This is a genomic window from Acinetobacter sp. Tr-809, assembly GCF_011753255.1.
GTDB lineage: Bacteria > Pseudomonadota > Gammaproteobacteria > Pseudomonadales > Moraxellaceae > Acinetobacter.
In genome coordinates this window covers 249,714-272,105 of the sequence record NZ_VWVZ01000002.1, presented here as the reverse complement: position 1 = coordinate 272,105, position 22,392 = coordinate 249,714, and the positions used below count along the sequence as shown (strand labels likewise).

At 42.0% G+C, this 22,392-nt stretch carries 20 protein-coding genes and 1 pseudogene; 8 read left to right on the top strand and 13 right to left on the bottom strand.

What is annotated here, in order from left to right; all coding sequences use genetic code 11:
* Positions 1–3: 3 nt before the first annotated feature.
* Positions 4–1,152 carry an HlyD family efflux transporter periplasmic adaptor subunit gene (locus F3J02_RS05430; protein WP_167248049.1) on the bottom strand — a complete coding sequence of 383 codons (1,149 nt, stop codon included), beginning with the start codon at positions 1,150–1,152 and terminating at the stop codon, positions 4–6.
* Between the two features lie 471 nt (positions 1,153–1,623).
* Here F3J02_RS05430 and F3J02_RS05425 point away from each other — a divergent pair, with 471 nt between their 5' ends.
* Positions 1,624–2,610: an AraC family transcriptional regulator gene (locus tag F3J02_RS05425; protein ID WP_167248048.1), complete on the top strand. Its 987-nt coding sequence runs from the start codon at positions 1,624–1,626 to the stop codon at positions 2,608–2,610.
* A 51-nt stretch (positions 2,611–2,661) separates the two neighbouring features.
* Here F3J02_RS05425 and F3J02_RS05420 read toward each other — a convergent pair whose 3' ends face one another.
* The 6 genes from F3J02_RS05420 to F3J02_RS05395 all read right to left on the bottom strand — a co-directional run bounded on the left by F3J02_RS05420 (position 2,662) and on the right by F3J02_RS05395 (position 8,769).
* Complete coding sequence (locus F3J02_RS05420; RefSeq protein ID WP_167248047.1) at positions 2,662–3,996, bottom strand: MFS transporter; 1,335 nt, start codon at positions 3,994–3,996, stop codon at positions 2,662–2,664.
* A 182-nt stretch (positions 3,997–4,178) separates the two neighbouring features.
* Positions 4,179–5,228, bottom strand: coding sequence for an anthranilate 1,2-dioxygenase electron transfer component AntC (antC, locus tag F3J02_RS05415; RefSeq protein ID WP_167248377.1), 1,050 nt, complete (start codon positions 5,226–5,228; stop codon positions 4,179–4,181).
* Positions 5,229–5,234: 6 nt separating this feature from the next.
* Positions 5,235–5,726, bottom strand: coding sequence for an anthranilate 1,2-dioxygenase small subunit (gene antB, locus F3J02_RS05410; RefSeq protein ID WP_167248046.1), 492 nt, complete (start codon positions 5,724–5,726; stop codon positions 5,235–5,237).
* A 3-nt stretch (positions 5,727–5,729) separates the two neighbouring features.
* Positions 5,730–7,145, bottom strand: a complete 1,416-nt coding sequence (gene antA / locus F3J02_RS05405) for an anthranilate 1,2-dioxygenase large subunit (RefSeq protein WP_167248045.1) — start codon at positions 7,143–7,145, stop codon at positions 5,730–5,732.
* Positions 7,146–7,347: 202 nt separating this feature from the next.
* The gene (locus F3J02_RS05400; RefSeq protein WP_167248044.1) at positions 7,348–8,145 is read right to left on the bottom strand and encodes a class I SAM-dependent methyltransferase; all 798 of its coding nucleotides are present in this window, start codon (positions 8,143–8,145) and stop codon (positions 7,348–7,350) included.
* Positions 8,146–8,271: 126 nt separating this feature from the next.
* Positions 8,272–8,769, bottom strand: a complete 498-nt coding sequence (locus F3J02_RS05395) for a thioesterase family protein (protein ID WP_167248043.1) — start codon at positions 8,767–8,769, stop codon at positions 8,272–8,274.
* Between the two features lie 170 nt (positions 8,770–8,939).
* Between F3J02_RS05395 and hemB the strand changes: the two genes are divergently transcribed.
* Entirely contained in the window at positions 8,940–9,953 is a 1,014-nt protein-coding gene (gene hemB / locus F3J02_RS05390; RefSeq protein WP_167248042.1) for a porphobilinogen synthase, read from the top strand.
* Positions 9,954–10,012: 59 nt separating this feature from the next.
* Entirely contained in the window at positions 10,013–11,134 is a 1,122-nt protein-coding gene (thiO, locus tag F3J02_RS05385; RefSeq protein WP_167248041.1) for a glycine oxidase ThiO, read from the top strand.
* Here the strand turns inward: thiO and F3J02_RS05380 are convergent.
* The 3 genes from F3J02_RS05380 to F3J02_RS05370 all read right to left on the bottom strand — a co-directional run bounded on the left by F3J02_RS05380 (position 11,120) and on the right by F3J02_RS05370 (position 13,296).
* Entirely contained in the window at positions 11,120–12,025 is a 906-nt protein-coding gene (locus tag F3J02_RS05380; protein ID WP_167248040.1) for a TIGR01777 family oxidoreductase, read from the bottom strand. The two genes, thiO and F3J02_RS05380, sit on opposite strands and share 15 nt — an antisense overlap.
* A gap of 85 nt (positions 12,026–12,110) precedes the next feature.
* Entirely contained in the window at positions 12,111–12,557 is a 447-nt protein-coding gene (locus tag F3J02_RS05375; RefSeq protein ID WP_167248039.1) for an ABZJ_00895 family protein, read from the bottom strand.
* Positions 12,558–12,846: 289 nt separating this feature from the next.
* Positions 12,847–13,296, bottom strand: coding sequence for a GNAT family N-acetyltransferase (locus F3J02_RS05370; protein WP_167248038.1), 450 nt, complete (start codon positions 13,294–13,296; stop codon positions 12,847–12,849).
* A 157-nt stretch (positions 13,297–13,453) separates the two neighbouring features.
* Here F3J02_RS05370 and F3J02_RS05365 point away from each other — a divergent pair, with 157 nt between their 5' ends.
* A complete protein-coding gene (locus F3J02_RS05365; RefSeq protein ID WP_167248037.1) occupies positions 13,454–13,828 on the top strand; it encodes a VOC family protein in 375 nt (124 codons plus the stop codon).
* Between the two features lie 27 nt (positions 13,829–13,855).
* On the opposite strand, the gene F3J02_RS05360 is transcribed toward F3J02_RS05365, so the two are convergent.
* Positions 13,856–14,638 carry a crotonase/enoyl-CoA hydratase family protein gene (locus F3J02_RS05360; protein WP_167248036.1) on the bottom strand — a complete coding sequence of 261 codons (783 nt, stop codon included), beginning with the start codon at positions 14,636–14,638 and terminating at the stop codon, positions 13,856–13,858.
* 164 nt (positions 14,639–14,802) lie between these two features.
* Here F3J02_RS05360 and F3J02_RS05355 point away from each other — a divergent pair, with 164 nt between their 5' ends.
* The 4 genes and pseudogenes from F3J02_RS05355 to F3J02_RS05345 all read left to right on the top strand — a co-directional run bounded on the left by F3J02_RS05355 (position 14,803) and on the right by F3J02_RS05345 (position 20,699).
* A complete protein-coding gene (locus tag F3J02_RS05355) occupies positions 14,803–16,053 on the top strand; it encodes an exonuclease SbcCD subunit D (protein WP_167248035.1) in 1,251 nt (416 codons plus the stop codon).
* 9 nt (positions 16,054–16,062) lie between these two features.
* Positions 16,063–19,659 carry an AAA family ATPase gene (locus tag F3J02_RS05350; protein WP_167248034.1) on the top strand — a complete coding sequence of 1,199 codons (3,597 nt, stop codon included), beginning with the start codon at positions 16,063–16,065 and terminating at the stop codon, positions 19,657–19,659.
* A 27-nt stretch (positions 19,660–19,686) separates the two neighbouring features.
* Positions 19,687–19,959 (top strand): annotated as a pseudogene (locus tag F3J02_RS18560) (hypothetical protein).
* Between the two features lie 71 nt (positions 19,960–20,030).
* Positions 20,031–20,699 carry an HAD family hydrolase gene (locus F3J02_RS05345; protein ID WP_167248033.1) on the top strand — a complete coding sequence of 223 codons (669 nt, stop codon included), beginning with the start codon at positions 20,031–20,033 and terminating at the stop codon, positions 20,697–20,699.
* 60 nt (positions 20,700–20,759) lie between these two features.
* On the opposite strand, the gene F3J02_RS05340 is transcribed toward F3J02_RS05345, so the two are convergent.
* Together F3J02_RS05340 and F3J02_RS05335 are read right to left on the bottom strand one after the other, a co-directional pair.
* Entirely contained in the window at positions 20,760–21,500 is a 741-nt protein-coding gene (locus F3J02_RS05340; RefSeq protein WP_167248032.1) for a hypothetical protein, read from the bottom strand.
* Positions 21,501–21,688: 188 nt separating this feature from the next.
* Positions 21,689–22,375 carry a YggS family pyridoxal phosphate-dependent enzyme gene (locus tag F3J02_RS05335; protein ID WP_167248031.1) on the bottom strand — a complete coding sequence of 229 codons (687 nt, stop codon included), beginning with the start codon at positions 22,373–22,375 and terminating at the stop codon, positions 21,689–21,691.
* Positions 22,376–22,392 lie beyond the last annotated feature (17 nt).

The following is a 22,392-nucleotide window of genomic DNA, read 5'->3' as shown; positions in this document are numbered from 1 at the left end:
TGATTACTTCGATGCGAGATCAATATCCGCTTGCATCGACAACCCTACACGCAATGGATGTTCTGCAAGTTCTTTCGGATCAAGGTTGATACGCACAGGTAAACGCTGTACCACTTTAATCCAGTTTCCTGTGGCATTTTGCGCAGGAATCAGAGCAAATGCTGCACCTGTACCGCCTGAGAAACCTTGTACCGTACCGTGATAAACCACGTCATCACCATATAAGTCAGAACGTAAAGTTACTTTCTGCCCTGCTTTGACTTTCGCCAATTGGCTTTCTTTATAGTTGGCATCAACATACAGTGCAGAAACTGGTACCACAGACATCATCACCGTACCTGGCGCAACCCTTTGTCCAATCTGAATATTACGGCGTGCGATGACACCATCAACAGGCGCACGAATCACCGTACGTTCTAAGTCCAATGTGGCCTGTTCTACATGTGCTTTCGCCACCAATACATCAGGCGTTGATGCTTCATTCACCCCTTGAATCAAGGCCTCATTGGCAGCAAAGGTACTTTCAGCCGCTTTACGGCTTGATGTTGCTTGTGCCAAACCAGCTTGAGCCAAATCCAGACTTGCTTTTGCAGTTGAAACCGCACTTTGCGCCTTACTCAATTCTTCTTTAGAAATTGCACCTGTCGCAGCCAGTTCATTACGGCGTTTAAGCTCTAATGCAGCGCGATCGTAATCAGCTTGTGCTTTGGTCACTTGTGCTTGTGCACTGGTAATTTCATCGTTACGGACGACAACCTGAGAATTCAAAGAACTGCTGTTGGCTTGGCTTTGTTTGTATTGACGTTGTGCTTTAGCAAGTTCTGCCTGCGCCTGAGCCAATTGAATCTTGGCATCACGTTCATCAATACGCACCAACACATCGCCTTGTTTGACTTGTTGTGTCTCTTTAACTAGTACTTCTGCCACCTGCCCACTGACCATTGAGGTAATTTGTGCAGTTTCTGCACCGACATAAGCATTATCAGTACTGACCGAATGGTTAAAGAATAACGCCCAAATGCCATACAGAATTGCAGCGAGAATGAGAATGAGTGCGAAAAATCCGAGAAACTTTTTACGTTTTGCTTTCATTGCATCATCTGATGCCGAATTTACAGTAGCATCCTGTGGATTGGCTTGGGCGTCAGTCATAGGTTATTCCTGAAAATTAAAGAGACTTTTTAACTTTTGGTTTGATCAGCCGATCAGTCTATGTTTGAAAACTTAACTGAATGTTAAAAAACCAAAGTGCAAAACACGGATAAAAAATTATTTCGCATTTTAACGATAAAAAATCACATGACGAGAATAAAAAATATAACTGATGCGTTCAATTCTTATAAATTGATATTTTTACACTGATAAGAAACTTAAAGTTTGGATTCTAAGCGAATGATCTTCACCCCCCCTTGATGCAACGCCACTGAACATACCTATAAAGCATGAAGATATATGTGGAATAGACTTGTGTATTTGGCTGAATTTGTTCTAATGAACTTAGGTGGAATATTGATTTTTGTGAAGTAACCCATTCTTCCACGCGAGAAAAGCACGGTCATTTATGGATCAAAATGGCATTTTTCTTGCTGCTAAAACAACAAACACTAGCTAGGTGAAAGGACGATGACATCACTCAGCCAAAACATGGATCTTATCCATCATTCGCATCAGGCCGATTTTGCTCAAGATCTGATGTCAATGATCTGTGGTGAACACCGCTTGGATACCCTATGTCGAGAAACACTCGATTTTCATTATGACGGGATTCGTTTACCGCATAAAAAAATGGCGATCGGAACCATCAGTTATGGAGCCAATGTCGCCATCAATATTGCCAATCTGAAAGCCTATAGCATCAGCCTGCCCTTTCGCGGCAAACAAACGCTGAGTATCCGTGGCGCGAAGTACCAGTCCGATGCACAAACGGGTTTAATTGTCTCTAATCAGGACTTACAGGACTTGATCATTAATCAGGACTGTCAAAAATTTCAGGTGGTGATTCCTGAAAACAGCCTGCAACTGGTTCTGTCCGAACTGCTCAATCATCCGATTGAAGAAGCCATCGTCTTTAACCCTGAAATTTCCCTGTCGATGACTGGTCTGATGAAGGCATGGTGGCACAATATTGAAAACTTTTTGCAGCTTAAATCCCACTATGCGGACTTTTCTGGCCTACCCATGTTTTCGGAAGACTATGAAAATTTTGTAATTAAGGCCTTACTGCTGTCTCAGGAAAATAATTATTCTGCGGCGCTACATGAACGCTGCAAACGAGGAGAGCCAGCATACCTGCGCAAAGTAAAAAACTTTATCATTCAGCATGCCCATGAAGCCCTAAATGCCGAAAGTCTCCACATTTTGGCAGGTGTGTCTAAATCCAAACTCTATGAAGAATTTCAGCAGTATTATGGCCTGAGTCCAATGGCCTATTTACGCAAATATCGGTTGCAGCAAATTTATAAAACCTTGAGTCGTGCTGATAAGCAGCAGAAAATCTCAATTTCAAAACTAGCCTATGACTGGGGCTTTAATCATCTCAGCCGTTTTGCTCAAGACTATAAAGATGAATTTGGGGAAAAACCCAGTGAGACCCGAAATAAAGCAGATTGAACGATCTTAAACATAAAAAAGCCCAGTCTTTGTGTACTGGGCTTTTATCTATTAACTCGTGCTTAACACTGGATTGGCTTTATTGTTCTGACGCATAGCTTTTAAACTTAAGGCAATAAAAGCAATAAACGTTGGCAAGGCCAGCAGATAGAAAATTCCACCAAGACTGATCTCATAGGTAAAGATGTAAGAACCAAAGAATGCCCCAAAGATAGCACCCACTCGGCCAATCCCATGCATCCATGACACCCCTACCGCACGACACTGTGATGGATAAAACAATGCCGCCAAAGGTAGCAGTGATGATTGCGCCCCTGTCAGTAATGCACCGATCAGGAAAATACTGATGCCAAGCAATAGGATACTGGAACTGACAAAGCCCGCAACGATAAACATGATAAATGCAGTCAGGTAAGCATATTTAATCACCTGAGTTGGATTCAGTTTATCCATATACCAGCCCATGATGACAGCACCTATCACCCCACCAAAAGGGAAAATCGCGGCAATTAAACTAAACTGCTGTGTGCTAAAACCTGCGGTTTTTAAAATGGTTGGCATCCAACTGGTCAGCAAGTAGAACACTAACAGGCTCATAAAACAGCACAGCCATAACATCACAGAGCCCCACAGATATTTGCCCAAAACTGTTTTCACTGGGCTTTCACTGCGATCCACGTCAAGGTGTGGCAACTCGATTTTAACAGTATCGGTAAATGCATAACCTTGAATCTTTGCCAGAATCTGTTGCGCTTTGGCTTGCTGCTCTCGTTTAATCAGATACGGGACTGATTCTGGTAATTTCACTAATAACACCGCCACGAGGAACAAGGGAATAATGCCACCCAAAATCACCACTTTGGCCCAACCGAGATTTTCCAGTAAATAGGCAGACAATAGACCACCACAGGAAATCCCCAACATAAACCCACAACCTGCTAACCCAGTCAAAAAGGCTTTACGTTTCGCAGGCATATATTCTGAAACGATGGTACTGATATTTGGCATGGCAGCACCCAAGCCCACACCGGTAATAAAGCGGTAAATCATCAAGTCCTGCGTGGAAGAAGCAAAACCACATAGAATCGTAAATACTGAAAATAATAAGGTCGTGAACACAATCACCCCTTTGCGTCCAAACCGATCTGCCAATGGTCCAGAAATAATTGCACCAATCGACATTCCCACCAACGCGGCACTGAGCACAGGTGCCAACTCTGGTTTGCTGATGCCCCAATCATCCAGTAAGGCAGGCGCGATAAAACCAATAATCCCGGTATCTAAACCATCACAAAAAAATACCAAGAAACCCAGTGTAAATACCAGCCATTGCAGTGGCGATAAGCTGTCACGATTGATTACTGTATTAACATCAACTGTCTTCATCTTTATTCCCTTAAAAGCAAATTCTGTTAAAATTTTGTTTGTTAGATAAATAAAAAAGCTTGAGCCAATCTCTCCTTTAGGATTGTCTTACTTCATACATCCCATATTTAAATTCTGAGGATGGTGTTTTTGATTAGATGAGAAAAAAGGATGGTCATTACGATGTTCCATCCTTTTTTCTGTTAAGCGCTTAGCGCAGTACGTACGCTATTACTTTGTAAAAACTTCTCGCTATAGAGACGGTAATTACTTAATGCTTGATCATCCAGCCAGCTTTTAACTGCTTCAATCATCGGTGGTGGTCCACATAAATACATATCAAAAGCTTGTTCCGCCAATTGATCCCGATTCAAATGCTGATGGATATAACCTGTTTTTCCCAGCCAACGATCTGAGGCTTGGGTAATGATAGGTTGATAGTTAAAATTAGGCATCCGTTCAGCATAGGCCTGTAAACGAGACTGCTCACAGAGGTCGGCTTCCTGATTAACCCCGTAATACAGCTGGATTGTAGGGGCATTCGCTTGCTCGGCAATATTGTCTAACATGCCTAAAAAGGCGGATAGACCTGTGCCACCAGCAATGAATACCAGCGGTCGTTCCACTTCACGTAAATAGAAACTGCCCAAAGGCGCTTCCATCATAATGGTTTGACCGACTTGGCAACGCTCACGCAAATAATTACTCATCACCCCATCAGGTAATAAACGAATTAAAAATTGCAGTTGATTGTTTGGATTGGGACGATTGGCAAAAGAATAAGAACGCCAATCCTCTGTCTCAGGGATCTGCAAACGGGCGTATTGACCCGGCAGAAACTCAAGTTGCTTGGCATGTGAACTGGCATCGACATGCAGGATGGCGGTGGTCTCTGAAACCAGTTCAACTTTGGTCACTTTGCTGGCAATTTTTAAGGTTTCACCTGCATGACACATCTCAGAGCTATGATCAAAATAAAAGGCTGCATTGGATTTGACTCGCGTTTGGCAGGCGAGCATTTTTCGCTCAGCCAGATCACGTTCACTCAGCGCATCTTCATCCACATATTCCTGTTCATAGCTACCTGATTCACACTGTCCCTGACAAGTCCCGCACACGCCTTCACGACAATCCAAGGGTAAATTAATGCCCTGACGAATCGCGGCATTGAGCAGTAACTCATCCTCTTGAACTGAAATAAAGAAGGTTTTTCCATCGGCAAAATTAAGCGCAACTGAATGTCCCATCATGATGCTCCCTTAAACATGATAAAAATCTAAGACCGAATCAATTTTGTCATTCAGCAAAATCGTGTGCTGACGGCGAATACGGAATCCTTCCTCTGTGGGTCTTAGCAGATAAGTGGCATGTCCATAGAAACAACCTTCCAGACCTTGACGGTTATATAAAGTACTCCAGCCAACTTTGGCTTCAATCAAGCCATCTTGCAGGGTTTTGACCTGTACATTTTGAATGCTGTGCTGCGTGCGGGGTAATGGCGTGGCTGATGCCGCTTTGCCCGTACGGATACGAAATACGCGATCTTCCAGACCTGAGCGATCAGCATAATAGATATAAGACAGGCCCTGATTCGGATCTTCTACATAACGATGATCATCAATCCATTGCGGAATGTGATATTCACTATCTTCATCATAAAGTTCCAGATAGGCATCCCAATCATAGCGATCACACAGTTCAGACTTCTGATATAAAAATTGTGAAACAGCAAAATGTAATTCAGCAGTCATGGCTTAGACCTCCTCTGTCACAGTATCTAACTGGTAGGTAATATCCTGCATTTTTAAGGCCTTGCGATTTAAACCATCCAGCATTAAACGCTGCCATTGACCATGTTGATTGACATACAAACCCTCATGCGTCAGTTCACGGCCCGTAATCACAGGTTGAATCCCGAGATCCCGTGCATTCTGCGTCAGCTCATAGCACCATTTATGCTGCCCACGGGAAATATCACTCCAACGCTCCAAACGCGCTTGGAAGCCTTTCTGCTGCTCACGGAATTCCACCAGATCATCTGGCGTACCTAAGCCAGAGACATTGAAAAAGTCTTCAAACTGGCGAATGCGGTTACGACGCGCCTCAGTCGACTCGCCTTTCACCGCCAAACATTGACTAATCACTTCGGTTTTATTCCATGCCACAGGACGGACAATCCGCAGTTGAGAACTGATTTGATCCATGAAGAATAAGCTTGGATAGAGGTTTAGATTTCTTAGTCGATGCATCGCCCATTCAGCACGCTTAGTACCATATTTTTCCACCAGATAAGGCATCACCGTGTCATAACCAGGACGCACGGCTGGATTTGGCATATCGCTGAATAAAACGCTGTGACCATTTTTAAAACTGAACCAACCATCATCGGTTTGGTTATCACCTGCCCCCAATTTGCTGTAATCCAAGGTATCCAGATCATCGCCTTTGGCTGCATTGACCTGTTGACGATGTTGTACGGTTGAGACATAGTTATAGTGCACAGTACTGACGTGATAGCCATCCAGACCATTTTCATTTTGCAGCTTCCAGTTTCCTGCAAAAGTATAGGCAGACTTGCCTTGCAGGACTTCCAGCTCACCTGTAGGTGATTGCTCAACCATTAAATCGAGGAATACTTTGGCATCCCCCAAAAAGTCTTCAAGGGTATCTGTGGCTTGTGTGTCCAGACTGACAAAAACAAAACCACGATAACTGGCAATGCGTCCTTGTTTGAGACCACGACTCGACTTATCAAAATCTTCACAATATTCAGCAGGTGCTTTGACCTTGACCAAACGGCCATCAGACTTATAACACCAAGCATGGAATGGACAGGTAAAGGTGGATTGATTACCTTTAGCCACACGGGTTAAGGTCGCACCACGATGCTCACAGGCATTGACCATGGCATGTAATTGACCTTGACCATCACGGCTAATAATCAGCGGTTGGCGTCCAATCTGAACAGTTAAAAAATCATGATTGTTGGAAATTTCACTTTCGTGGCAGGCATAGATCCAAACTTTTTCAAAGATCAATTCCATTTCCAAATCGAAAAGTTCAGCCTCTGTGAACATCTCACGAGCAATGCGGAATACACCCTCTTTCGGGCGAAAATCCAGACATCCTGTGATGAAATCTTGCCATTCTGCAATATTACGTGGAGCCATTTTTATCTCCTCCAATCCATAAAAAACCTTTTCATGATTGAAGCCTGATTTATGGCTGGACTCTATCCACTTTTTCCAGATCTCTATCCAGTTTTGGAATTATTTTGTGATCAGTCTATTGCAAGATGACGAAGCCAATTGGGGTGAAAATATTCGCACCCCAACCAGACTCATCGAATCATATTTTAAGGAAGATAGGCCATTAATTTTTAACCGCCCGTGTTGCCAAAAAGGTTGGCATAAATTGATCTACCAAAAAACGTGGTTGTGGTTGATCATCTTCATAAAAGCTTTGAATAAGAAAACCTGCAGCCAATTGTCCCTGAATTAAATCCGTTAGGCTATGTCCAAACACCACCGCCTCACCTGCTTGCATCTTGGCATTGAGTGCATCTGCACTCAGATCTTGAAGATCGGAATAAGGTAATTTATAAATCGGATGAATCAGCCCCTGTTTGGCATATTCAGGATTGCGATCTGCAATAAAAACCACAGGATTATAAAAACTGGCGATCAAAACCCCTTGCGGTTTGAGTACCCGATAGCATTCCCGCCATACCGCTTGGACATCAGCAACATACAGGTTTGAAATCGGTTGGATGATCAGATCAAATTCAGCATCCTGAAATGCCTGCAAATCACACATATCTCCTTGTACAGTCTTGAGCTGAAGCCCTTCCCTTTCAGCAACCATTCGGTCTTGCTGTAATTGTTGATCAGAAAGATCAAAGACTGTGACATTCGCACCCGCAGCCGCCAACACAGGTGCTTGTTGCCCACCTGCAGAGGCTAAGCACAAGATGTTTTTTCCGACAATATCACCGAGCCATGTTTTGGATAATTGTCTTGGCGTGATATGGACCTCCCAATCACCATGACGAGCTGCGTGAATCAGTTCATGGCCGACAGGTCGCGACCAAGCCTGCTGCTCTCTCGCTTGCTGATCCCAAGCTGCACGATTATGGCTGAGAAAATCGAAATGATGGATTGGCTTTGCCACAATGAAGCTCCCTTTTCTGACACTTAAATCATTCTAGATAGAAATACGATATCAAAGCGACAAAAGGAAGCCGTGTTCAGGACAGAAACTACTGCTTAAAAGACAGCTGAGGTCTTGCGATTTAAATTAATAGGCATAAGACGCAATTGCGGTTGCAATCGCCTTATCTTCATCATTGACCATGGTCATACGCATGGTGCAACCTTTACGACCTAGACGTAAGGTTTCAGCACGTGCAATAAAATGTTTGCCACGTCCTGGTGCCAGATAATCGACCCGCATATCCACCGTCGCTAAACGCGATACTTTTTTGATGGTATCTGGTAAATCTTCTGGGGTAGCACGGCGATAAAGCTGCTCCATCGCAACCACTCCACCAATACTGTCCAAAATCGTGGCTGCGACACCTCCGTGTAGAATCTGAAATGCAACATTCCCCACCAGTTCTGGCTGCATCTCAAAATACGCTTCAATCTGATCATCAACCACTCGCATGACCATGCCACTGTATTTAAAAAATGGACAGGCATTAAATGCCTTGCACAGCTGTTTTAAAACCACTTGGTGGTCTGCCTTGGCACCTAGCTGAATATTCCCAGTCCAGTTTCTCTTTACATCATTCATACGCGGCCTACACTCAATGGAAAGAATAACTTTCCATTATTTTGCACAAATCTAAAAATATGGGGCTACAATAGCGGGGTTCTGTAATTGGGTAACAGCGCTAAGCTCTCCCTAGCCTGACTTAATACCTCAATTATTCCTATAGTGTAATACTGAACATCGAGATTGTTATGACTTATACGTTCAATCGTCCAGCTTTTCCTGCGACTCGCATGCGCCGTATCCGTAAAAATGACCAACTTCGTGCCATGGTCAGCGAAACTCATTTAACTGCGAATCATTTGATTTATCCAGTGTTTGTATTACCAGGACAGCAACAAACCCAAGACATTCCAAGCATGCCTAATGTGCAACGCTTGTCAGCTGATTTACTACTTAAAAAAGCAGAAACCTTACTTGAACTCGGGGTTTCAAAACTTGCCTTATTCCCTGTCACACCACAACAAGATAAAAGCTTAACAGCAGAAGCCGCTTGGGATGACAATGGCTTGGTTCAGACGACCTGTCGCCTACTTAAAAAAGAATTACCAGAGATGGTCTTGATTACTGATGGTGCACTTGATCCTTATACCACTCACGGTCAAGACGGTATTATTGATGACACGGGTTATGTACTCAATGATGAAACCGTTGAATGCTTAGTGAAACAAGCACTCAGTCATGCTGCGGCTGGTGCAGACGTGATTGCACCAAGTGACATGATGGATGGTCGTATCGGTGCGATTCGCCAAGCACTTGAGCAAAACGATTTTATCTACACCAACATCATGGCCTATTCAGCAAAATATGCCTCAAGCTTCTACGGTCCTTTCCGTGATGCCGTTGGTTCTGCCAGCAATCTGAAAGGTGGCAATAAATACAATTACCAAATGGACGTAGGTAACCGTGCCGAAGCCTTGCATGAAATTGCACTGGATCTGCAAGAAGGTGCGGATATGGTGATTGTCAAACCGGGTATGCCTTATCTCGATGTAGTTCGTGAAGTTAAAGATACTTTTGGTGTGCCAACATTCATTTATCAAGTCAGTGGTGAGTACGCCATGCTTGCGGGCGCAATTCAAAATGGTTGGCTCTCTGACAGCGTGATTCTAGAATCGTTGATGTGTTGCCGTCGCGCAGGTGCAGATGGGATTTGGACCTATTTTGCGGAAGATGCAGCACGTAAATTAAAAGAGATGAAATAAAATCTCCCCTAACCCCTCTTTGATAAAGAGGGGAATTTTTAAACTGGTTTAACTTTATCATGCATATTGCCATCATTGGTGCGGGTATTAGTGGCTTAATGTCAGCATTGGAACTTGCTGAACAAGGCTGCTCTGTCGATATTTTTGACCAACAACTTGCAGGTCAAGCGGCCTCATGGGCGGGTGGAGGTATCCTTTCCCCCATGTATCCTTGGCGCTATGCGCCCGAAGTGAATCAATTAGCCCAATATGGCAAACAACTCTACCAAACATGGAATGAAAAACTTCTCCCTGTTACGGGTATTGATTTTCAAATCCACGATACGGGCATGCTGATTTTTGATCAGGAAGATTTTGAGGTTGGCTTGAATTATGCCACTCGATATCAAGAGCCGATGCAGCAATGCGAGTTGCTCAATCGCACCAAACTCGAAAAGATTAATCCCTATATTTCCCAACAATTCCAACAAGCCATCTATTTCCCACAACTCTCGAATGTTCGTAATCCACGCTTATTACAATCGTTAATTTGCTACTTAAAACAGCATCCTGCCGTGCGCTTCTTTGAGCAGTGCCCTGTTGAAAAATTAATGATTCAACATAAAAAAGTTCAAGCGATTGAAACCGAAGATGGTCAGAAATTTAGTGCAGATCATGTGGTGATTACGTCTGGTGCATGGAGTCAGCAATGGGCCGAGCAAATTCAACGTAATATCCCCGTGCATCCCGTACAAGGGCAAATGCTATTATTTAAAACCCCTGAAAACTGGCTGCCAACCATGTGTATGAATCGGGTGATGTATCTGATTCCACGTCAAGATGGTCATATCGTCTGTGGTTCAAGCATGGCAGATACAGGCTTTAGCACTGCTGTGGATGAACACACCCAACAGGATATTCTCAACGCTTGTTTAGAGATGGTGCCTGAATTAGCGCAATTCCCGATTGTAAAACGCTGGGCAGGTTTACGTCCAAGTTCTCCACAAGGCATTCCCTATATCGGCGCAATGCCTGAACTGGAAAATCTTTGGGCCAATTTTGGACATTTCCGCAATGGTCTATGCATGGGTTCAGGTTCAGCACGTCTACTGCGTCAACTCATTTTAAGGCAAGATACGCTGGTTGATCCGAATGCTTATTCACCTCTGCGCTTAAAACAACAGGATTTAATTTCTTGCTAAAATTGCAGTTAAAGCCACATTTAAATCTGGGTATTGAAATTGAAAGCCCTGTTCCAACAGCGCCTTCGGAATCACATATTGGCCATTTAAAATAAGCTGTGCTTGCTCGCCAAGCATCGATGTAAATACACACTTAGGCATTCGCATAAATGGTTTGCGCTTTAAAATGTGGGCAGCCGTTTGAGCGAATTGTTGTTGATTGATTTGTTCAGGTGCGACAAGGTTATACACCTTTTGGCTGTGATTGGATTGCAGCAAAAAAACTATAGCATTCAGTACATCTTGGATATGAATCCACACGATCGGTTGTCGTCCCGAACCAATTTTTGCAACCGCATTCAATCGAATCGGTAATAGCATTTGTGGCAAAATCCCACCCTGTCCAAAAACCACACCCAAACGAATGATTTTGGTATTTTGTTGGCTAAATTTTAAAGCGGTTTGCTCCCACTTTTGGCAAAGTTCAGACATAAAAATCGCTTGCGGTGCTGTATTTTCATCACAAATAAGCTTCCATTGTTCTTGTGGATCAATACCGTAATAACCAATCGCAGAACCAGAAATAATAGATTTCGGAAAAATTTGCCGTTGTTCCAGCCATTGATACAATTGCTCTGTCACCGCAACACGGCTGTGTATTAATTGCTGCTTACGTTGTTCAGTCCAGCGTTTTGCGCCAATATTTTCACCAGCCAGATTAATCACATAATCAATTTGTTGCGTTTCAATTTGATCAAGATCACTCACCCAACGTAACTCTGAATGCTGAGAAACCCGATTGGGCTGTCGGGTCAGTGCAATGATTTGATATTGTCGTTCTAATAAAAAAGGCAACAAATGTGAGCCTATAAAGCCACTTGCGCCTGTGATTAAAACCGTCTGTTTTTGCATGGCACTCTCATCCCGCATGATATTGATCAGCTCGATATCTCAGTCTTAGCAGAATGAAAGTGAATTACAAGTGAACTTTGTTCAACTAGTTAAACATTTTATTGGCCATTCGCTGTGCTTGTGGTCCATAAAACCAATAGGTAATCAAGAATAACGGTACAGCAATCACAAACCACATCGCCAATACTGTCAGCAAAAATTGGGGCTGTTTCAGATAGAGTAAAAAGTTCTGCCAAACTTCGGGATCTTTACGTGCAAAAATAAATAGACCGAGGAATAAGCCACATGCATTATAGCCCCAAAAGATCAGACTAAAGCCGATGCTTAAACGTTTTCGTTCCTGTGGTGTCGGTGCACGGCGTTGTTGCTTGAGAAATTTGAATAAAATAACAATGATGGCAATTAAATAAGGAACCGCAGTCAGCACGCCACCAATACTATTTGGTAAAATAGCTGCCAGTACACCTGCCAACAACGTCGCAGTAAAACAAATTATAAAAAACCAGAGATAGTACAAACGCAATGAAATCATAAAGATAAACCTAATTAGACTGGCTTTAGAAAATAATTATAAATTTTTTTCACTTTTTTTTCATTTTTATGTCAACCAATCCTCAACCAGCAGCGTTATATAGGGTACAAGGTCGCAGCAACCGATTGTACATTGCACGGCATCCGCAATGTTTTCGGTGACCTTTCATTATGACTCTCCATCTTTAACAATGGTTGTGTTAGCAGCCAGAACCATTGAAAAAGATTTTGACCGACGATTTATCATCACTCGAATCGTCGGTTTTTATTTGCCTGTAATTTGGGTTTGATTAGGTATCGGCAACATACATTTTAATCAGCCCACCCTCATCTTCAGTTACCATGGTTAAAAATGTCCAACCACATTTTTCATAAAAATCATCTAAGTCAGTCACCAGATAAAGCTTTTCAAAGCCTAAACTTTTCATTTCTACTCGGGCAAAATCCAGCAGCTGTTTGGCGATATTTTGCTTTCGATAAGCCTCATCAACAAACAAAGCACATAAGTTTGGACTGAGATCTTTGCGCTCATGGAAATCATTGTCGATTACCCCAGTGCCTGCAATGATGTGCTGATGTTCATTCAAAATCACGTACCATTGCGGAATTCCTTTAGACTGTTCAATCGAGCTTTGTATGCTGTCCCGATAGGCCTCAACAGGAATCTCCCATTTATCTGAAAACCACATTGCAGCCTGTTCTCGCAATTCAGGATGATTCGCTAATTTAATAATTTTCATCAATGCAGGATTAACCTCTTATACTCTACTCAAATGTATTCAACGCGATTTTATGATCAAACCGCAAAATGCGCACCTGCTTACATAAATCTCTCATCTTCCAATTTCATATCTCTTTAGAATAATTCTACAACCATAAAAATTAAGGGCAGATTGAATGAACAACATTATTTATTTTGAAATTCAGTCATCAGCTCCACAACGTGACATTCACTTTTATCAATCCGTATTTGGCTGGCAATTTGAAAAAGTAGAAGGCCTACCGATTGAATATTATCGTATCGCAACCACAGGAATTCATGGCGGTTTATTACAACGTCCTGTAGCAACCCCAGCAACAGGATGTGGAACCAATGCCTTTACCTGTAGTATAGAGGTGGCAAATTTCGATGAAACGGCAGCTAAAATTTTAAGTTTAGGTGGGATTATCGCCATGGATAAATTTGCGATCCCGAACCGCTGCTGGCAAGGCTATTTCATCGACCTCGATCATAATACCTTTGGCATTTGCGAAATCGATGAACATGCGTAATAACGTACTCAAGTTAAATTAAAATTGTCACCGCCCCTTAAACTGCGGTGGACGTTTTTCTAACATGGCGCGAACCCCTTCTTGAGCATCTTCCGATACAAACAGCGGCATCAAATAATTGTTCATTTTTTCAAATGCAACTGTTTGTCCTTCCACGACTGCATCAGTCGCAGAAGCCAATAATGCCTGTACTGCTAAAGGTGCAGAAACACAGATTTCTTTGGCAATTTCGAGGGCACGTTCAAGTTGTTGCCCCGATTCGACGACCTCGGACACAAGATTTAATTCATAAGCCGTTTTGCTATTAAATGTTTTACCCGTCAGTAAATAAGGCATGGCTTTTTGCCAACCCGCAGCTTGTACAAAACGCACCGTTGCACCGCCAAAAGGCATAATCCCACGTTGCACTTCAAGCTGACCAAAGACCGTATTTTCACTGGCAATCACCACATCAGCATTCAGCATTAACTCCACGCCAGCGGTATAACAAATCCCTTGGACAGCCACCACCACAGGTTTAGTGCGATGCCGCCCACCTGTTCCCCATGGATTAATTTGGTCTGCTGGGAAATTAAAAATGCCTTGTTCTATTTTAGACTGTAATTCCACCAGATCTAAGCCCGCTGTAAAATGGTCGCCATGCGCAAAAATCACAGCACAGCGCAGTTCTGGGTTATTTTCATATTCAGTTAAAGCTTGAGATAAGTCATGAATCATATGGCTATCAAAAGCATTACGTTTTTCCACACGATCCAGACCAATCAACATGATCTGATCCATGATTTCACGGCTTACTTTACCTAAGCTCATTTTATCTATCCTCATTGTTAAAATAATGGCATTCAGATCAAACTAGAGGATCGTTGAAAAATGATCAAGGCAGATCTTGTAGTGCTTTTCTGCTCCGTAAGACTCTCCCTTCCACCTGAATACGTGCTACCTTATTCTGGTTTATTTTATTTTTAGATTCATTTATGACCGTGCGTTTTTTTCATACGTCTGACTGGCATTTGGGGCAGTTTTTTTATAATCATTCCCGCCACTACGAACATGAACAATTTCTGACATGGTTACTTGAGCAGATTAAAGTAAAACGACCTCATGCCTTGCTCATTGCAGGTGATATTTTTGATGTGATTAATCCGAGTTCACAGGCACAAAAACAACTCTATCAATTCCTTGCCGATGCACATGAGCTTGCACCGCATATGCAAACTTTAATGATTGCAGGCAATCACGATTCGGGTTATCGCATTGAACAAGTCGAGCCTTTATTAGAAAAATACAATGCTAAAACGGTTGGTGTGATTCGTTGGAATCAAGATAAAAGCCTCGATTTAGAACGTTTAATTTTGCCGATTTATGATGAACAAAAACAGATTGTCGCGTGGTGTATTGCCCTGCCATTCCTACGTTCTGCTGAAATCACAGGTTTTAATGAGCACACTACCAATAGCCAAAATGCGATTGCTTATCTACACCAACAATTAATTGAAGAAGCCAAACGACGTAAAACCGATGAACAGGCCCTGATTCTGATGTCGCATGCGCATATGCAAGGCGGAGAAACCTCCGATTCAGAACGACCGATTATTATTGGTAATGAAGAAGCCCTATCTACAGCTCTGTTCGACGACAGCATTGATTATGTAGCACTGGGACATCTGCATAAACCACAAAAAGTACAGCATCCACATATTCGTTATAGCGGCTCACCGATTCCACTGTCATTTAGCGAGATTAAATACAATCACCAAGTGGTTGAAGTCACCATTGATCCCACAAAAAATGCAGACTCATTTAGCTTTGAAGCTTTAGCGATACCACGAAGTATTCAACTGCATAAAATTAAAGATGAACTCACCGTAGTTATGCAACGCCTTCGCAATCTGCCAAATGAACCGATCGAAAATCTTGAGCATTGTGAATATGTTGATATCGAATATCATACCGCGACACCACCACAGCCTAATTTACGACAACAATTTGAAGATGCTTTGCCCAAAGATCGTTATCGACTGGTGCGGATTTCCAGACAATATCTCTCCAATGAAACTAATGCCGAGAGCAAGCAAACAATTAGCTTAGAACCACCGACACCAGAAAAACTATTTCAGCAAATTTGGGAGAAAAAGGGCTATCACGCTGATGATGAAGTCACTCAAGACTTTATGAGTTTAGTCGCAGAAGCGCAAAAGCAACTTGAAGATGATCAGACTGTTTAAGGAGCTGCCATGAAAATTTTATCAATTCGACTGAAAAATTTGGCATCTCTGGCAGATGAGCATTTTATTGATTTTGAAACTGAGCCTTTGGCCAGTGCGGGACTAATCGCCATTGTTGGAAAAACGGGCGCAGGTAAATCTACGATTTTAGATGCCATGTGTCTGGCCTTATTTAATAAAATTCCACGTCTGAAAGAAAGTGACGGCAAACTGTTAGATGTCGATGGTTCTGAGCTACTCACCAACTCCCCTTTAACGGTTCTACGTCGCGGTACAGGCCATGGTTTTGCCGAACTGTGTTTTGTAGCACAAGATCAGAAACATTATCTCGCACGTTGGGAAATTAAACGTGCGCGTGAAAATGCCAGTGGCAAACTGCAAAGTGTGCAACGCTCACTCAAATGTCTGACTGACGGTGTAGTGATTGCAGATAAAACCAAAGCAGTTGAAGCCCATATTCAACAGATTACCCAACTCAGCTTTGAGCAATTCACTCGTGCAGTACTGTTGGCTCAGTCCGAAGTCACCGCATTTTTAAAGGCTCGGGATAATGAGCGTGGTGAATTACTCGAATATCTGACCAATTCCAGTATTTTTGCCAAAATTGGACAACTGGCGTTTGAAAAGACCCGTGAAATAAGCAACCAACGCAAACAACTGGAAAATGTTTTAGGTCATATAGAAATTCGTTCAGATGAAGAAGTTGCCGAATTACAGACTCAATTTCAGCAGATACAACAACAGGTTCAACAGTTGGAAGCTGATAAAGTTCAGCTCAATCAACAGCAACAATGGTTTGAACAGCGACAAAAACTCGAAACTGAAATCACACTGAAACAGCAACAGCATGACATTCAAATTCAAGCACATCAGGCTTTGGCAGCAGATCGCAATCGACTCAACCAACTCGAAACCTTTTCAGGCATTCGTCCGATTGTGTTCCAACAGCAACAATTGGAAAAAGCACTGCAACAGCTTGAACCGCAGATTCAACACAAGCAGCAGCACTTTACCGCTTTAAGCACCCAATTTGAGCAAGAAAAATCGGCTTATACCCAAGCGGAAACGGCCTTAGATCAATTTCAAAGCTTTGAACAAAACCATCAGCATGAACTCACCCAAGTGCGTAAATATGTACAGGAACGTGAATACATTGCAGAAGAATATAAGAAAACCAAAGTCCGTTTAAACCAAAACGAAGCGCAACAACAACCATTGCTTGAGCAACAGCAGCAATTTGAACAAAGTCGCAGCAACCTATCCATGCAACAACAAAGTTGCTCTGAACAGTTGCAACAGAGCGCACAATTCTCCACTTTGGATAAAGGCTTGAATGCACATCTTCAACAACTGCAGCAATTTATTCAGCAATACCAAAAAGTCGAACAGAATTTAGGTTCGATTCAACAAGCACAATCCAAGCTTGAACAAGATCAGATCGTATTGAATGAGCTCATTCAAAAATTTGGCACACCACAACAGATCGAAAGCCAACTTGAGCAGAAACAAAAACTCAGAGAACAGCAACAAGCCCGACTGAATCAACTGGACCTGATTCAACAGAAGTTACAGCATTATTTTGAACTGAAAAAAGAACATGATGAACTAAGCCATAAGCTCAGTAGTGCACAGCAACAATATCAGCAACTTGAACAACAACTGCAAACCAGCGAAGTCGAATTCCAGTCAGCCAAAACTGAACGGGAGAAATTGCAGCAAATGTTGCAACAACAACGTTTATTACATGCTGAAAATATTGAACATCTCCGTGCTGAACTCAAACACGGTGAAGCCTGTCTGGTCTGTGGCAGCACTGAACACCCCTATCGTGATGATGCCAGTCAGCTCTCCAAAGCCCTGTATGAACTTCAGCAACAACAAGAGCAACAAGCCATTCAACAGGAGCAGCAGTGTTTCCAGCTTTGGCAAAACGCACAGCAGCAATTTACCCAAATTCGTACCGAACTGACGCAATTGCAATCTGCCATGCAACAAGCCGATGACAAAATTAGGCTGCAACATCTGGAATTAGTCAAACATGCAGCACAGTTCGAGATCCAGCTAGATTTAACTCAGTCGCATGCTGAAATCACTACAGTTCAACAGCAATACATCAATGAGACAGCCCAATTCAAACAGCAGATTGAAATTGAGTTACAGCAACTACATCAGGCCAATAAAGACCACTATCACCTGACTCAAACGATTCAAAATATCCGTTATCAACTCGAAAGCATACAGCAGTCACAGCAACAGATTCAGCATGTTGTAAATTGCCTGAGCAGCGATGAGCAAAACCTATGGCAACAGCAAACACTGAGTTACGCCCAGCAGCTAGCACTACGTTTGCAGCAACGCATTCAACAACTAGAACAAGCTGAAACACTCAGCAAACAGCAGCAACAGCTTGAACAGCAACTGAATCTATTAAAGTCCAATTTAACAAGTTTGCTGACTCAACATGCCGAGTTTAATCAGCAACTCAAAGACATCGAGATCAAAGGTAAACAAAATACAGAATCAGCGCATCAACTGATTGTGGCGATGACAGGTTTAACCGAACTGAAAGCCAATGAATGGTTAAACCAACACGATCAGCAGCGTCAGCAACTCCAAAATCAATACCAGCAGATCAAGCAGCGTTTTGAACAGGCTCGTCAAAGCTTTGAACAGCAGAAAAATGAACTGGAACAGCTCAAGGCTCAACAACAACAGCAACAATCTACCCTTGCTCAATCTAAAACTGAAATTCGAGCATGGTTAAGCCAGCATCCTGAGTTTGAAGAACATCTATTAGCTGATTTACTTGCTATTCGAGCTGAGCAAGAACAGCACATTCGAACATCGCTACAACATGCAGAACGCTTACTCAATGAAGCCACCTCTGCATTGAAAACGCTGCAACAGCAATTACAGACACATCAGCAACAACAGCCACCCATCGAATACACCCAGTTGCTTGAGTACATCCATCTCAATCATGAGAACTTACAGCAGCAAGCTGAACAACGTGATCAATTCAAACTGAAACTGGAACTACATCAGCAAAATGTTGCCAAGCAAAAGCAATTTGCAGATCAAATCCAGCAGATTCAGCAACAGGAACATCGCTGGAATAAAATTTCCAGTTTGATTGGTGATTCTAAAGGCAAGGATTTCCGTGATTTAGCCCAGCAATATAATCTGGATATTCTGCTTGAATATGCCAACCAACAACTCAGCATGTTGTCCCAGCGTTATACCTTAAAGCGTTTAGAGAACTCTCTGAGTTTGGCCATCATTGACCATGATATGGATGGAGAAACTCGTTCAGTGGCTTCTCTGTCTGGTGGTGAGTCTTTTCTCACTGCTCTTGCGATTTCCTTGGCAATTGCCAATATGGCCTCTGGTTCCATGAAAATCGAATCACTGTTCATTGATGAAGGCTTTGGGACGCTGGATGCTTCTTCGTTGCATATGGTGATGAATGCGCTGGATCAACTGCAAAGCCAAGGGCGTAAAGTGGTGTTGATCTCGCATATTCAGGAAATGCATGAGCGTATTCCTGTACAAATTCAAGTACAGCCAATTGGGTCAGGTTCGAGTCGGATTGAAGTGGTAGGATAAATATAATCATACTTATGGAAATCAAACATCAAACAAAATGATCTCTTCCAACTCATGCCAATATTCAAGCGTATTTCTAATCAACAACTTGCGGAATACGTTTGTTTATATAGCTTAGAAACAAAACAATATGCTGTGCTATGCACTAATTTTTATAACCCTACATCCTAAAATGAGGATCATGCTTATTTTAAAAAACTAACCTTTGAGTTGTTACTTGAAGAGTCACCTCTGTCTCGTTGTAAATGGTTTTCTACGATTGAACAAGCGATTGACCAACACTATTTAGAATTTAGTTAGTTACACTTTCTGATTGCACTCATGTGTGAGCAAATTTTATGATGCTTAAAGAATCACAATGCTTAAATCACATGAATCAAAATAAGGCGGTTATTTTTGACCTCGATCAGACCTTACTTGATCGAACAACATCGTTAATAAAATTCCTCACTTGGCAGATTAATTTCTTTCAATTGGTGCCTGCCAATGACAGAGAAAAATTTATCCAACGCTTTCTTGAATTAGATGATAATGGCAAAGTTTGGAAAGATCGTGTTTATGAAAATCTGATTCAGGAATTTTCAATTCAGCATCATGCTAAAGAAATACTTTTAGCCAGCTATATCAATGATTTTAATAAATTTTCATGCTGCTTTGAACATATGGAAAACATCATCATCCAATTAAAACAGCAAGGCTATTTAATTGGATTAATCTCTAATGGCAGAACGCCCTTTCAAGAACATAATTTTTATGCGCTAGGGCTAACTGAATTCTTTTCGAGCATCATTGTTTCCGAGTCAGTCGGACTTAGAAAACCAGATCCCGCAATTTTTCTATTATCTTGTCAGCAGCTCGGTGTTCACCCACAAGATTGTATCTTTGTCGGAGATAATGAATTAGCAGATATACAAGGTGCAAAGGCAGTCGGGATGAAAACCATTTTCTTTCATCCCAATCCAGTGATTTTCTCAGCAACAGCTGATCAAAATCTACATCATTTTAAAAACTTCATCGAAACACTAAAATGCCTCGAGTAAATAACTTCGAGAAAAAGAATCCCTTCAAGATAACCAATCTTCTAAGGATTTTCTCATCCATTATTCATTTTTATCCGCGGGGAAAGCCTTTGGTGGAGGAGCATATTTAGATGGCTTTTCTGGTGCGGCTGCATCAGCGGATTTCATTGATTCAACTTGATAAATCGCTGTTCCAATAATACCTGTATTCTGAATTGAACCATTATCTGAATTTGCCGCATATGCATCCTCGGGCTTACTAAAGGTAAAAGAAGCAACAGCAGAATCACTCTTACGGAAGCCTTCTATTGTAATTTCACTATGCGGATGAAGCACATAACCTGCATTATTTCGTGAAGCAGCACTGCCGTCTAACACATCAATCCCATCAACACTTGCTACGACTTCATAGGTATTGTCGGTATGATTTTCATATTTTAATTGGTAGCTTTGACCATCTTTTGCTGAGAGATAATAGTTTTGACCGTCACGAGATAAGGCAAATGGTTGATCAGCATCATCAACAATAGAAAAATTAATTTTCCCTGCTACCAACGAAATACTATTTACCGTCTTACCTTGATATTGTTTATTGGCATAACGAACTTGTGACTCAGCAATTGGTTGCTCTGTTAAGCGGCTTAAATTCACCTCGGTCACATGCGAGCTAATTTCATCGCCCCATTTGGTACCGAGCTTTTCATCTACAGCCACTTGAGCATTACTATCGCTCGCTTCTGCAGCCACATCACTCTGTTTTTTACTACAAGCTGCTAAAAATAAACATAGAATAAAAGAAATTAAAAAATACAGTTTTTTCATTTTAAACGTGATCCTAAATTCAATTTTTATCTTTGTAAAAAATAATCTTTATTCATTTATACCGATGTTCGATATAAATGAATAAACAGGTTATCTTAATTTATGCCGTTTTTTTCAACAGCAAATATATTTTATATAATTGTAATTTGTTCTTTATCTCTGCGAATATTTATTCAATTCACCCTATACTAGTTTAAATAATCCCGTGCTCCGAATAATGCAGTTCCTACTCTGACCATGGTTGAACCCGCCGCAATAGCTGCTTCAAGATCAGCCGACATCCCCATACTTAAAGTATCCCAGTCTTGCGGCTGTGCATGTTGAACTTTCACTTGATCGAATAAACTTTTAGCATCTGCGAATGCAGCATGATTTTCAGGTGCAGGAATTACCATCAAACCCCGTAAACGGATATTTGGCAGCTGGCTAATTTGCTGAACCAGTTCAGCGACCTCGGCAGGTTGGCAACCATCTTTAGAATCTTGCCCATCAATATTCACTTGCAGACAAATATTCAAGGGTTGTAGAGCATCTAAACGCTGACCGGATAAACGCTCAGCGATAATTAAACGATCTACCCCATGCACCCAATCAAATTTTTCAGCTAGATGCTTAGTTTTATTGCGTTGAACATGACCAATAAAATGCCATTCGATCTCTAGGTCTTGTAGTTCTTCAATTTTTTCCAATGCTTCCTGCAAATAGTTTTCACCAAAGCAGCGCTGCCCGACTGCATACATTTCGCGAAGGCTGGCACTTGGATGTGTCTTGGAAACAGCCAACAACTGCACTGTTGCAGGATCACGTTGAACACGCTGACAGGCTTGTTCTATTTGATTTAAAACAGATTGGCGGGATTGTTGCGATTGATTCATTGACACAGTTCTCATTT